Here is a 13,804-nt window from a genome sequence, read left to right on the forward strand (position 1 = left end):
TGAGGCGGTTTCTAGGCCCAACACCAAACCAAGTCAACAGCAAAAATGACGGTTTTGCGAAAATTCTCACCCGCCCCCGCACAAGCGCCGATTTCCCGGGGTGTTCGGCGACAAAATCTTTTCGTCCACAGGCTTGTGGCCCGCTTACGCCGTTCCGCCCTCATATTTTCACAATGCCGTCGTCATCAGCGACATAGGAGCAAGACGCATTTGCGCCCGATTTGACTTGCGCCACTTAACATGTACATCTTCTCGCCGCTGGAACGGCGCGCACAACGACACGGGACCAACGCGATCGGCATGACGACGACGGACAGGAACATGATCCGCACGCTCGGCAACGAGCCGCCAATCCTGGCGGATGGCCGACGCGCCCCGGACCGTCGTGAGATTTCGTTGCGCTGGCTCTCCGGCACGTTCCTCACCGGCATCACCTCATCGATCCTGATGGGGGTTGCGCTGTTTGCCGCCCTCGACGGTCGTCAGCAGCTGGCGATCCCGGCCGAAGCCTATGCGGCGCTGGAGCCGCACGACCATCCGCCCCAGGCGGCAAACGCCGTCAAGCGGGGCCAGCGGATCCTCGAGCCCAACATCGTCGCCAAACCCACCGACAAGAAGATCATGGAGGTCTCCACCATGATCCACGACGGCGAGAAGGAAGTGGTCCGCCGCAAACCCTTCGCGCATGTCACGATGGCCCTGGCGGCCAATCACGCCACCGGCGAGGATTACCCGCGCTTCGATCCACTGGCGATCTTTTCCGATGGCGACAAAGATGAACCGCAGTCGGCGGCGCGCACAGGCACGATCTATGGCTCCGATGTCGAATCCGAGGTCGCGCTGAAGAATGGCGACTTTCCGACGGCCGGCGCAGCACTGGCTTATGCCGACCAGATGTCCGCGGACGAAGTCGAGGAGAACGTGCGCACGAACGGCTCCGCGCTCACCGACGGCAGCACTCAGGTTGCCTCGCTTTACTATGTCGACCCGCAGCGATTTGCCTCTGATGCGGGCGGCCTGGATCTTTTGCAGGGCCTGACGGCGCGCATTGTCGAGGAGAACATGAGCGTATCGGACTTCGACACGCTTACCCCCGACGATCCCGAATATGCGGAGGACGTCGTTCCGGTCCGGCGCACGGCTGGCATTGCCGAAGTCATGACGGGCGCAGGATATACGAAGGCCCAGGCCGAAGATCTGGCCGGTTATCTCGAGGGCGCCCTAGGCGGCAGCGTGCTCGCACCCGGCGATGTCCTTCGCATTTGCATCATGCAGAAGGGCAAGCAGGCAGATATCGTCCGCGCCTCCGTCTATTCCAGCGGGCGGCACGTGACCACCGTGGCGATCGACGATAGGGGCCGGTTCATCCCTGGTGCCGAGCCGCCCCCGCTGGCCGCGGTGGCCAGCGCCTTCGACGGCGACAGCCGCCCGTCGCTGGCCTCGGGGCGCGACCTGCCGCGCGTCTACGACGGTATTTATCGTGCCGCCTTGTCCTACGGCATGACCAAGGACATGACGGCGCAATTGATCCGTGTGCTTGCCAGCAACGTCGATTTCCAAGCCCAGCTTCGCCCGAACGACACACTCGAAGCATTCTTTTCCGTCGCCGACGATACCGGCGTCGCCGCCACCGATTCCGAACTGCTCTATATCAACGCCAGGTTCGGTGACACGGAAACACGCGTGTACCGCTTCCAGGATCCGGAGGATGGCGCCGTCGACTATTACGATCAGGACGGCAAGAGCATTCGCCAGTTCCTGCTGCGCAACCCGGTTCCGAACGGACGCTTCTCATCCGGTTACGGCATGCGGCGCCACCCCATCCTCGGATTCTCGCGCATGCACACCGGAGCAGACTGGTCGGCACCACGCGGCACGCCGATCATCGCCGCCGGCAACGGCACCGTCGAAAAGGCCGGCTGGGCGTCGGGCTACGGCAACCAGACGCTGATCCGCCATGCCAACGGATACGTCTCGTCCTACAACCACCAGAGCGCGATCGCCAAGGGGGTCAAGGCCGGCGCCAAGGTCAAGCAGGGCCAGGTGATCGGATATGTCGGCTCGACCGGTCTGTCGACGGGGGCGCATCTGCATTACGAATTGATCGTCAACGGCACGAAAGTGGATCCGTTGAAGATTCGCCTGCCGGGCGGCTCATCGCTCGAGGGCAAGGCGCTCGCGCAGTTCCAGATCGAGCGCAAGCGCATCGACGACCTTCTCGGTCGCAAGGACGACGGCACCGAACTCGCCGCGAAGGAATAACGACGGATCGCGGCCCGTTTTTCTTTCTCCCGCGCGTCGCCAATGTTCGCCAATATCATGCGCCTGCGGTAAGGTCCGGGCCAGTATCGCAGGCATCGAAACGAAACAGCGCACGGACCTTCCGGTCAGCGCGCTGTTTTTCGTCGCAAAAGGTTCGGCTACGCCGCCTCGCTCTTGCTACCCTTCGTGTGGAACAGCAGCCGGTCGGAGCCGGAGGTGACCTTCACCGTCGAGCCGTCCGGCACCTCGCCCGAGAGGATCTGCTCGGCCAGCGGGTCCTGCAGGTATTTCTGGATCGCGCGCTTCAGCGGGCGTGCGCCGTAGACCGGATCGTAACCCTTGTCCGCCAGCCAGTGCGTCGCATCCTCATCCAGTTCCAGCGTGATCTTGCGATCGGCAAGCAGCTGCCGCACGCGCTTCAGCTGGATCTCGACGATCGCCCCCATCTCCGTCCGCCGCAGGCGGTGGAACAGGATGATCTCGTCGACGCGGTTGAGGAACTCGGGCCGGAAGTGCGCCTTCACGACCTCCATCACCTCGACGCGGACCTTTTCGCTGTCGTCACCTTCGCCAAGCTGGGTCAGGTATTCGGCACCCAGGTTCGACGTCATGATGATCAGCGTGTTGCGGAAGTCGACCGTGCGGCCCTGGCCGTCGGTCAGCCGCCCATCGTCGAGCACCTGCAAGAGGACATTGAACACATCCGGGTGCGCCTTCTCGATCTCGTCGAACAGCACCACTTGGTAGGGGCGCCGGCGCACGGCCTCGGTGAGCGCACCGCCCTCCTCGTAGCCGACATAGCCGGGAGGCGCGCCGATCAGCCGGGCCACGGAGTGCTTCTCCATGTATTCCGACATGTCCATGCGCACGATCGCCGTCTCGTCGTCGAAGAGGAAGCGGGCCAGCGCCTTCGTCAGCTCGGTCTTGCCGACGCCGGTCGGCCCGAGGAAGATGAACGAGCCGATCGGCCGGTTCGGATCCTGCAGGCCGGCGCGGGCGCGGCGGACGGCGCGCGACACCGCCTGCACGGCATCACCCTGGCCGACGACCCACTTGCCGAGTTCGTCCTCCATGCGTAGCAGCTTGTCGCGCTCGCCTTCCAGCATCTTGTCGACCGGAATTCCGGTCCAGCGGGATACAACCTGAGCGATGTTGTCGGGAGTGACGACCTCCTGGACCATCGGATTTACATCCGCCTGGTCGTGGCTTTCGGCTTCCTGCAACTCCCTTTCGAGCTGGGGAATGACGCCGTAGGTGAGTTCGCCGGCGCGCTGGAACTCGCCCTTGCGCTGGACGATCGCCAGCTCGTTTCGGGCTTCATCGAGCTTCTTTTTCAGCTCGGCTGCATGGCCGAGCTTGCTCTTTTCTGCCTGCCAGCGGGCGGTCAGTGCCGCCGCCTCTTCCTCCAGGGCCGTCAGGTCGAGCTCAAGCTTCGTCAGCCGATCCTGCGAGGCACGATCGGTCTCCTTCTTCAATGCCTCGCGCTCGATCTTCATCTGGATGATGCGCCGGTCGAGCTCGTCCAGTTCCTCGGGCTTGGAATCGACCTGCATGCGCAGCCGCGAGGCGGCCTCGTCCATCAGGTCAATCGCCTTGTCGGGCAGGAAGCGGTCGGTGATGTAGCGGTTGGACAGTGTCGCCGCCGCAACGAGCGCCGAATCGGAGATCCGCACCTTGTGGTGTTGCTCGTACTTCTCCTTCAGGCCGCGCAGGATCGAGATCGTGTCCTCGACCGTCGGCTCCTCGACGAAGACCGGCTGGAAGCGCCGGGCAAGTGCCGCGTCCTTCTCGACGTGCTTGCGGTATTCGTCGAGCGTGGTCGCGCCGACGCAGTGCAGCTCGCCGCGGGCAAGCGCGGGCTTCAGCAGGTTCGACGCATCCATGGCGCCGTCCGCCTTGCCGGCGCCGACCAGCGTATGCATCTCGTCGATGAACAGGATGATCTCGCCGGCTTCCGCCTGCACCTCGTTCAGCACGGCCTTCAGCCGCTCCTCGAACTCGCCGCGATACTTGGCGCCGGCGATCAGCGCGCCCATGTCGAGCGCCATCAGCCGCTTGTCCTTCAGGCTCTCGGGCACGTCGCCGTTGACGATGCGCAGCGCCAGCCCTTCGGCGATCGCCGTCTTGCCGACGCCGGGCTCGCCGATCAGCACCGGGTTGTTCTTGGTGCGGCGGGAGAGAACCTGGATGGTGCGACGGATCTCGTCGTCGCGGCCGATCACCGGATCGAGCTTGCCCTCGCGTGCCTCGGCGGTCAGGTCGCGCGCGTATTTCTTCAAAGCCTCGAAGCCCTGCTCGGCATTGGCCGTATCGGCCGTTCGGCCTTTGCGCACATCATTTATGACCTGGTTCAGCTTCTGCGGGGTCACCCCGGCCTTGGCGAGAACGTCCGAGGTCGCCGACGATTTTTCCAGTGCCAAAGCCAGAAGCAGGCGTTCGACGGTTACAAAACTGTCGCCGGCCTTCTTGGCGGCATCCTCGGCTGTGGCGAACACCCGCGCGAGCGGCTGGGAGAGGGAGAGCGAACCGTTGCCGCCCGACACCTTCGGCAGCTTGTCGAGGGCGGCCTCGTTGGCGCGGCGCGCCTCCCTGGCATTGCCGCCCGCCCGCTCGATCAACGACGATGCCATGCCCTGATCGTCGTCGAGCAAAACCTTCAAAACATGTTCGGGCGTAAATTGGGGATTGCCGTCGGCGAGCGCCTTGGTCTGAGCGGATTGCAGAAAACCGCGGACGCGCTCGGAATACTTCTCGATATTCATGGACTACCTCCGTGACTCGACCGGCCCTTTTTCTGCGGCGCCGATCGGCGATTCAGGATCAGGCCCCCATCAAGGCGAGCCTGTGCTTTACGAGGTCGAATATGGGGATGCGGTGGCGAAATTAAAGGAGGCAACCATCAAGTTTGTGACGCCTGACGCAACCGAATTTCGCATGCATTTTCATTGAAACACGCCGGCGCTGGGGCACGGCCCGGCAGCATCACCGTTTCGATCTGCCTTGCCGATCGGCTGGAAGGGGTCGGACGGCAAGAAAAGCAAAACACCCGCGATTGCGATCGCGGGTGGCACAGTGTCATGGCAAAAGGTTCCACCGTAACGCCGGTGGAACTGTGCTCACTCGGAAGCAGCCGCCTCAAGCACGGGTGCGTCACCGCCATCCGCCGGCGCTGCCTGCACCTCGTCTCCGACCTGCGGCGCCTCGCCGCGACGCGGGCGACGCTGGCGGGGGGCGTTGCGACGTCGCGACGGCTGGCGCGCGCTCGCGCTATCCTCTTCCTCCAGCGAAACCTCTGCCGGTGTGCCCTCGATGATCGGCTGCGGGCCTGTGCCATCGATGACGGCCTCGGTCACCGGAGCCGCGACAGGGGCCGGAGCGGCGCTCGCCGGCGCATCGTCCGCGGCGACGAAATCGACGTCTTCCTGGTCCCGGTCAAACCCGTCACGGTCGTTGAAGTCGTTCCGGTCGTCGCGCTGGTGGCGCTCCTGCATCTGCTGCTGCGCCGAAAGAATGATGCGATTGTAGTGCTCGGCGTGCTGCAGATAGTTCTCCGCCATCACGCGATCACCCGAACTCTGCGCATCACGTGCGAGCGCCGCATATTTCTCAGCGATCGTCTGCGCGGTGCCCCTGATCTTCACATCGGGTCCGGAGCTGTCGTAGGTCCGAGTCAGCGGATTGCCGCCCTTGCGAAAATTGTTGTTATTGTTGTTGCTATTGTTGTTATTACGCCCGCGGCCGCGCTTGTTTTGCTGTCCTGGCCTCATGTCTCACTCACCTGAAGTCTCTAGTCTTGATGATCGTGTAACTGCACACCCGGCTGCAAACGCCAGCCCGGGCGAAATTTCATCAGCGAACACACCACGCTCCTCGGTGGTCCTGTTGCCGCTGAACGTCAAAATACAGGTACCTGCACAGAGCAGTCTTGAACCCCAGCAACTCTTCAATGAGAGGAAGCTTCGCGTCGGTCACGTCAGAATAGATCTGTTTCTTGTGACCCTTGCCCGGTGCGTATGGGCAACCTATCCCGCTTCAGCGATGATTCCAAGCCTTTTCTTTGCGACATCTTAGCGCCGACGCCAGAAGTTGTGCATCAGCAACAATCAAGCGCCAGCAAAAATAAGGGCGCGGTCATTGCCGCCGAGGTCCAGAACGGCCTCAAGCAGACGGAATCCCTGCGCGCCCATCAGCGCTGCTACCTGTTCTTTCTGGTCGCAGCCGATCTCCAGGCCGACGAAGCCTCCCGGCGCCAGATGGCCGGCCGCACCGCTGGCAATTGCGCGATACGCATCCAGCCCGTCGCGCCCGCCGTCCAGCGCTCGCCGCGGATCGAAACGCCGCACCTCGTCGTCGAGACCCTCGACCACGAGCGACGGAATATATGGCGGATTTGACACTATGATGTCATAGGCGCCGTCGATGGCGGCAAACCAGTCGCTCTCGACCGCATCGAACCGATCGGCCAGGCCATTCAGCCGGGCATTGGCCCGTGCAGTCTCAACGGCACCCGGGGAAATGTCGGTGCCGGTGCCGACGACGCCGGGCACAGCTTGAACCAGCGCAAGGCAGATCGCACCGGTTCCCGTCCCGAGATCGAGAACCCGGCAAATCCCCCTGTCGGCGACGATCTTTTGCGCCCGAGGGATCAGACGTTCGACGAGATTTTCGGTGTCCGGCCGGGGTTCGAGCGTGTCAGGCGACAGCGTCAGCACCAGATCGAAGAACGCGCGGCGACCAAGAATGCGGTGTACCGGCTCCCGGTCAAGCCTGCGAACGACGGCACTTGCAAGCAGAGCCAGTTCCGTTCCGGTCAAGGTCCGCGCCCCGCCGGAAATCAGCGCCGCCGGCTCCAGTTTCAACAGCCCGCCGACCAGAAGCCGCGCCTCGTGAGCGGCATCCGCGACGCCGCCTTCGACCAGCCGCCGGCGCACATCGGCAAGCGCATCGGCCACTGTGACGGTCGCCATTCGATCAGCCCCGCTGTTCGGCGAGCTGGGCAAGCTGACCGGCCTGGTAGTCCGCCACGAGCGCATCCACCACCTCGTCCATCTCGCCTTCCATCATCCGGTCGAGCTTGTAGAGGGTGAGATTGATGCGGTGGTCGGTCACGCGGCCCTGCGGGAAATTGTAGGTGCGGATGCGCTCGGAGCGGTCGCCCGAGCCGACCTGGCTCTTGCGGTCGGCCGATCGCTCACTTTCGGCCCGCTGTCGCTCCATGTCGTAGAGACGCGAGCGCAGCACCTGCATTGCCTTGGCGCGGTTCTGGTGCTGCGACTTCTCCGAACTCGTCACGATCAGCCCCGTCGGCAGGTGCGTGATGCGCACCGCCGAATCGGTCGTGTTGACGTGCTGCCCGCCGGCGCCCGACGAACGCATCGTGTCGATACGGATATCCTCGGGCCGGATCTCGATGTCGATCTCCTCGGCTTCCGGCAGGACCGCCACCGTGGCGGCCGAGGTGTGGATGCGCCCGCTCGCCTCCGTCTCCGGTACGCGCTGCACGCGGTGCACCCCCGATTCGAACTTCAGCTTGGCGAAAACGCCGCGGCCCGAGATCGTCGCGATGATTTCCTTGTAGCCGCCAGCTTCGCCCTCGCTTGCCGATAGCACCTCGACCTTCCAGCCGTTCGCCGACGCAAAGCGCTCATACATGCGAAACAGGTCGCCGGCGAAGAGTGCGGCTTCCGAGCCTCCGGTACCGGCGCGGATTTCCAGGATCGCGCTTTTCTCGTCGGCGGCGTCCTTCGGCAGCAGCAGGATCTGCATGTCCTGCTCCAGCGTCTCCATGCGCGCCTTCAGGTCCGGCAGTTCCATCTCGGCGAGATCGCGCATCTCGCGATCCGTCCCCTTGTCGGAAAGCATCGCCTCGAGATCGGCGATCTCGCCCTCCGCCTTCTGGTATTCGCGGATCTTGGCCACCACCGGCTGCAGCTCGGAATACTCCGAAGCGAGCCGCACATAGGTCTCGGAGTCGGGACCGGCTGACATGCGTGCCTCGATCTCGCCAAAGCGACGTTCCAGTTCGCGCATCTTTTCAACCGGAAGCTTGGCCACCGTGGAACTCCAAATTTTTCTGTCGCGCACCGCTGCCGCACATCCCTGTGGGACGCCGAAGCCTGTGCGCGGATGTTGATGATTAGACAGTCGCCCCCATCAGCAAACGCCCGAGTCGCTACAGCGGAATACTGTTCTCTGCGGCAAAATCCGTCAGGATCTGTCGCACCGTCTGGGTCGGCTGCGTGTCGTCCAGCGCCACATTCAGCACCGTTGCAAGCTTTCCGGCATCGAGGCTCAAGAGCATCGCCTTCACCGGCCCCAGCGCGGTCGGAGACATCGAGACCGAACGGAAGCCCATGCCGATCAGCGCCATCGCCGTGATCGGCTTGCCCGCCATTTCCCCACAGAGCGTGACCGGCGTCGCATTACGCTCCCCGGCCCGCACGATGTCACGCAGCACCCGCAGGAACGGACGTCCGAGGTTGTCGAAACGGTCGGACACGCGCGCATTGCCGCGATCGACCGCCATCGTGAACTGGAAGAGGTCGTTCGAGCCGACGGAGACGAAGTCGACCTCCTCCATGAGCTCGTCGAGTTGCCAGAGCAATGCCGGCACCTCCAGCATGGCGCCGAATTGCAGCTTCTTCGGCAGTTGTTCGCCGATCTTCGATTGCCGCTCGATCTCCTTCTGCAGCAGCGCGCGGGCTTCCTTCAGCTCGGCGACCTCCGTCACCATCGGCACCATCAGCCGCAGCTCGCCGCCGGCGGTTGCCCGCAGCATGGCGCGCAACTGGGTGCGCAGCAGCCCCGGCCGATCGAGCGACAGCCGGATCGCCCGCCAGCCGAGCGCCGGGTTTTCCTCGTCGGTGCTGCGGAAGTAGGGAACCACCTTGTCGCCGCCGATGTCGAGGGTGCGGAACGTCACCGGCCGTCCGGCCGCCTGCTTCAGCACGCTGCGATAGAAGGCCTCCTGCTCCTCGGCCTTCGGCATCGTCGATGCGATCATGAACTGCAGCTCGGTACGGAAAAGGCCTATGCCGAGCGCGCCCGATTCGGCCAGGTGCGGCAGATCCACCAGCAGACCGGCGTTCATCTGGAGATTGATGTGCTGGCCGTCCTTCGTCACCGGCTCCACCGCGACGAGCGCGCGGTACTGCGCCTGCCGGCGGGCACGCAGCCGCACCTTGTCCTCGTAGGAACGCTGCAGGTCCTGCACGGGACGCAGATGCACCTTGCCCTCATCGCCGTCGACGATGATCGCGTCGCCGTTCTCCGCCAGCGCCACCGCGCCCGCCGCCTGCCCGACGACCGGAATGCCCATGGCGCGGGCGACGATCACCACGTGGCTCGTGACGGCCCCCTCTTCGAGCACCAGGCCACGGACGCTTTCACGCGGATAGTCGAGCAGTTCAGCCGCCCCCATGGCGCGCGCCACGACAATCGCATCGTTCGGGAAACTCGCCGCCGAGAGCTTCGCGCCGTAACCGGTCAACTGCCGCAGCAGCCGGTTGGCGAGGTCGTCGAAGTCGTGCATGCGCTCACGCAGGTAGGGATCCGTCAGTCGGATCATCCGCGCCTTCATCTCGCTCTGCACCCGCTCGACCGCCGCCTCCGCGGTCAGGCCGTTGCGGATCGCCTCCTCCAGCTTGCGCACCCAGCCGCGATCATGGGCGAACATGCGGTAGGTCTCGAGCACCTCACGGTGCTCTCCCTCGACCGGCACGTCGCGGCGCGACAGCATGTCGTCGATGGAGATGCGCAGGCTTCCGAGTGCCTCCGCGAGCCGCCCCAGTTCGTGCTCAGAATCCTCATTGAGAAGGTTGGTGACGACGATGCGCGGCTCGTGCAGCACGACATAGCCGAGCCCGATCCCCTCGCCGAAACTGGCCCCGTCGATCGTCACCGGCCGCGACAGATCCAGTTCGAGCCCGGGTTTGGTGAGCTTTTTCAACTCGCCGGTCGCAACCATCTCGGCGAGCACCATCGCCGTCGTCTCCAATGCCTCGACCTCGTCTTCCCGATAGGTGCGGCTCGCCTTGTTCTGCACGACGAGCACGCCGAGGGCGCGGCCGGTGCGCAGGATCGGCACGCCGAGAAACGAGTGGTAGATCTCCTCGCCCGTCTCCGGCAGGTAGCGGAAGGCGGGATGCGACTGCGCGTCGGAGAGGTTGAGCGGCTGGGCAGAGGCGGCGATGGTGCCGACCAGGCCCTGCCCCATCTTCAACTGCGCCAGGTGGACGGCGCCGGGATTGAGGCCCTCGGTGGCGTAGAGCTCGAGAATTCCGTCGGAACGCAGCACATAGACGGAGCACACTTCGGCAACCATGTTCTGTGCGATCTGGCGCACGATCTGGTCCAGGCGATCCTGTGGCTCGAGCGGCTCCGCCATCAATTCGCGCAGCCGCTTGAGAAGTACGCGCGGACCCGCGGAGAGGTCTCTCATCGCGTGGCGTCTCCCGAAAATGTACCCACTCTGGTTGCAGCCAGGCGGGCGCCTGACGAATCCCGTCGCTTACTTCTTATCGAGACCGTAGACGGAATGCAAAGTGCGGACTGCGAGTTCCGCGTAGGTACCGTCGATCAGAATGGAGATCTTGATCTCCGAGGTGGTGATCGCCTTGATGTTGATCCCCTTCTCGGCCAGCGCACGGAAGGCCGAGGCGGCCACGCCGGCATGGCTGCGCATGCCGATGCCGATCACCGAAACCTTGACCAGGCCGGTCTCGTGCTGGATCACGTCGAAGCCGATCTTGTCCTTCGCCGCTTCCAGCACCTTGAGCGACTTTTCCACGTCGCCCGAGGGGACCGTGAAGGTCATGTCGGTCTTCGAGCCGTCCTCGGAGGTGTTCTGGACGATCATGTCGACGTTGATGTGGGCCTCGGCGAGCGGGCCGAAAATCCCGGCCGAGACGCCAGGCCGGTCGGCGACGCGCCTGAGCGAAATCTGCGCTTCATCCTTGGCATAGGCGATGCCGGTTACGACTTCCTGTTCCACGATCTCATCCTCATCACAAATCAGCGTACCGGGCGGGTTCAGAAGATCGCCCATGCCCGGCGCATCGGGATCCACGAAAGACGAGCGCACGAAGGTGCGCACCTTGTGCACCATGGCAAGCTCGACCGAGCGCACCTGCAGCACCTTGGCGCCCAGCGACGCCATTTCCAGCATTTCCTCAAAGGCGATCTTCTTCAGGCGCCGCGCCTTCGGCTCGACGCGCGGGTCGGTCGTGTAGACGCCGTCGACGTCGGTGTAGATGTCGCAGCGGTCCGCCTTCACCGCCGCGGCGATTGCCACCGCAGACGTGTCGGAACCGCCGCGGCCGAGCGTCGCCACCCGGTTGTCCGGCCCGATCCCCTGGAAGCCGGCGACGACGGCGACCTGGCCCTCGCCCATACGGCGAACGATGTCCTGCCCGTCGATGTCGAGGATGCGGGCGGCGCCGTGCGCGTTGTCGGTCTTGATCGGGATCTGCCAGCCCTGCCAGGAGCGGGCGTTGACGCCCATCGACTGCAAGGCGATCGCCAGCAGACCGGACGTCACCTGCTCGCCGGAAGCGACGATCGTGTCGTATTCGCGCGCGTCATAGAAGGGCGAGCTGGCGCCGGTCGCCTTCGGCATGCCCTGCACCCAACCGACGAGCTCGTTGGTCTTGCCCGACATGGCCGAAACGACCACGGCGACCTCGTGGCCGGCATCGACCTCGCGTTTGACGTGGCGCGCCACATTGTGGATGCGGTCCAGGTCAGCGACGGAGGTCCCGCCGAATTTCATCACGATGCGTGCCATATCTATCTACCGGTACTGATGGGTCGCGCGAACGCGCGCGGGAAGTCGCGGGGTCTATTAGCGGAAGAGGGGACGGGGTGCAATGGCAAGGCAGGACCACGTTTGGCGCTTGTTCCGTCACAGGAGTAGGTCGTCGCCCGGCAGTGTCGAGTTCACGACGCCCCTGACGCTCCGGGAGGCGAGCCGCAACCGCGCAGCAACCACGGTGCAAACTGTTGCAACGCGGACCGGAACGGTTGAAGATCAAGCCTTCCCCGTCGAAGCACCACGAGCCGAACGGAGACCGCGTCATGGCAGACGATTTCCATGCCTTTATCCAAAAGCGCAAAGAGGCGGCCCGCGCTTATGTCAACGGTGACACCGGGCCACTCAAGCAGATCGCCGCCACGGATTCCCCTGCCAGCTTCTTCCACCCGATGGGCCCGGTGGCGGAAGGAGCCGAGCAAGTGCTTGCCCGCTATGTCGACGACGCCGCCGCGTTCGAGGCCGGCGGCGAGAGTGACATCGAGATCATCCACATGGGGCACGACGGCAAGTTCGGCTATTGGGTCGGCTACCAGAACGCCAAGGCGCGCCTGAAGGGCGCAGCCGATGCCGTTCCCATGCGTCTGCGCGTCACCGAAATCTTCCGGCGCACGAACGGCCAATGGCAGCTCGTTCACCGCCACGCCGACATGGCGGAGAAGGCTTAGACCCAAGGCGCCAACCGCACGGGCGCGGCGGGCACCGCCCATAAGGCCTCAACCGGCAGCGCCCGCTGGACGCGACAGCCGCGCGCATACCGGGACTGCTTTCAAAGAGGCCAGCCCATCCCGCGGCGCTTTCGGCCAATTCGACAAGCCGAGAAGTCGGAAACGTCCCCAGCCTGCCTCTTGACTTCCGGCCGCAACCGTCCGACTTCAAATCCTGAGAGAACCAGGGAGAAGCCCATGAGCGAGACCGTCCGCACGACCATCGACCAGGCCGAGGTCGACCGCTTCTCCGCCATGGCCGCCGAGTGGTGGGATCCAACCGGCAAGTTCCGCCCGCTGCACAAGTTCAATCCCGTCCGCCTCACCTATATCCGCGACCTCGCCGCCGCCCAGTTCGGCCGCGATCCGAAGGCGCATCGGCCGCTCGAAGGCCTCCGGATCCTCGATATCGGTTGCGGCGGCGGGCTTTTGTCCGAGCCCATGGCCCGCATGGGCGCCACCGTCCTCGGCGCCGATGCGTCGGAAAAGAACATCGGCATCGCCAAGGCGCATGCTGCCGGCAGCGGCGTCGACGTCGACTATCGCGCCATCACCGCCGAAGCCCTGGCCGAGGCCGGCGAGAGCTTCGACATCGTGCTGAACATGGAGGTGGTCGAACACGTCGCCGACGTCGACTTCTTCCTCACCACCTGCGCCTCGATGGTGCGCCCCGGCGGGATGATGTTCGTCGCCACCATCAACCGCACGCTGAAGGCCGCAGCCCTTGCCATCTTCGCGGCCGAGAACGTGCTGCGCTGGCTGCCGCGCGGCACCCATCAGTACGAGAAGCTCGTGCGTCCGGAAGAGATTGAAAAGCCGCTCGCGGCCGCCGGCCTGACCATCACCGACCGCACCGGCGTTTTCTTCAACCCGCTCAGCAACCAGTGGAACCTGTCGCGCGACATGGACGTCAACTACATGCTGGTGGCGCGCCGTCCGAAGGAGTGAGGGTGTAGCCCGCCGCGAATTTCCGGAATTTTGACAGCAGAAACTGGAAAAATAAAAATTCCGGATCGGCTGTCAAAAA

Annotated in this window: 10 protein-coding genes; 4 read left to right on the forward strand and 6 right to left on the reverse strand. The window is 64.4% G+C overall.

All coding sequences use genetic code 11. The annotated features are described in order from the left end of the window. Positions 1 to 321: 321 nt before the first annotated feature. Positions 322 to 2,262, forward strand: a complete 1,941-nt coding sequence (locus JNC62_RS20840) for a M23 family metallopeptidase (protein ID WP_374841382.1) — start codon at positions 322 to 324, stop codon at positions 2,260 to 2,262. A gap of 158 nt (positions 2,263 to 2,420) precedes the next feature. Here the strand turns inward: JNC62_RS20840 and clpB are convergent, their stop codons facing one another. Beyond that, entirely contained in the window at positions 2,421 to 5,024 is a 2,604-nt protein-coding gene (clpB, locus tag JNC62_RS20845) for an ATP-dependent chaperone ClpB (protein WP_374841365.1), read from the reverse strand. Between clpB and JNC62_RS20850 the strand changes: the two genes are divergently transcribed. Then, positions 5,023 to 5,211 carry a hypothetical protein gene (locus tag JNC62_RS20850; RefSeq protein ID WP_374841367.1) on the forward strand — a complete coding sequence of 63 codons (189 nt, stop codon included), beginning with the start codon at positions 5,023 to 5,025 and terminating at the stop codon, positions 5,209 to 5,211. The genes clpB and JNC62_RS20850 overlap by 2 nt on opposite strands. A gap of 167 nt (positions 5,212 to 5,378) precedes the next feature. Here the strand turns inward: JNC62_RS20850 and JNC62_RS20855 are convergent, their stop codons facing one another. The 5 genes from JNC62_RS20855 to JNC62_RS20875 all read right to left on the reverse strand — a co-directional run bounded on the left by JNC62_RS20855 (position 5,379) and on the right by JNC62_RS20875 (position 12,046). Further along, positions 5,379 to 6,029, reverse strand: a complete 651-nt coding sequence (locus JNC62_RS20855) for a DUF4167 domain-containing protein (protein ID WP_374841369.1) — start codon at positions 6,027 to 6,029, stop codon at positions 5,379 to 5,381. A gap of 336 nt (positions 6,030 to 6,365) precedes the next feature. Beyond that, entirely contained in the window at positions 6,366 to 7,229 is an 864-nt protein-coding gene (gene prmC, locus JNC62_RS20860; RefSeq protein WP_374841371.1) for a peptide chain release factor N(5)-glutamine methyltransferase, read from the reverse strand. Between the two features lie 4 nt (positions 7,230 to 7,233). Then, positions 7,234 to 8,316, reverse strand: a complete 1,083-nt coding sequence (prfA, locus tag JNC62_RS20865; RefSeq protein ID WP_374841373.1) for a peptide chain release factor 1 — start codon at positions 8,314 to 8,316, stop codon at positions 7,234 to 7,236. Between the two features lie 118 nt (positions 8,317 to 8,434). Continuing rightward, positions 8,435 to 10,702: a phosphoenolpyruvate--protein phosphotransferase gene (gene ptsP / locus JNC62_RS20870; protein WP_374841375.1), complete on the reverse strand. Its 2,268-nt coding sequence runs from the start codon at positions 10,700 to 10,702 to the stop codon at positions 8,435 to 8,437. 69 nt (positions 10,703 to 10,771) lie between these two features. Then, positions 10,772 to 12,046: an aspartate kinase gene (locus JNC62_RS20875; RefSeq protein WP_374841376.1), complete on the reverse strand. Its 1,275-nt coding sequence runs from the start codon at positions 12,044 to 12,046 to the stop codon at positions 10,772 to 10,774. A 290-nt stretch (positions 12,047 to 12,336) separates the two neighbouring features. Here JNC62_RS20875 and JNC62_RS20880 point away from each other — a divergent pair, with 290 nt between their 5' ends. Continuing rightward, positions 12,337 to 12,738, forward strand: coding sequence for a YybH family protein (locus JNC62_RS20880; protein WP_374841378.1), 402 nt, complete (start codon positions 12,337 to 12,339; stop codon positions 12,736 to 12,738). 237 nt (positions 12,739 to 12,975) lie between these two features. Beyond that, complete coding sequence (gene ubiG / locus JNC62_RS20885; protein WP_374841380.1) at positions 12,976 to 13,725, forward strand: bifunctional 2-polyprenyl-6-hydroxyphenol methylase/3-demethylubiquinol 3-O-methyltransferase UbiG; 750 nt, start codon at positions 12,976 to 12,978, stop codon at positions 13,723 to 13,725. The last annotated feature ends 79 nt before the right edge of the window (positions 13,726 to 13,804 follow it).

The organism is Mycoplana ramosa (assembly GCF_041930185.1).
Lineage (GTDB): Bacteria > Pseudomonadota > Alphaproteobacteria > Rhizobiales > Rhizobiaceae > Mycoplana > Mycoplana ramosa.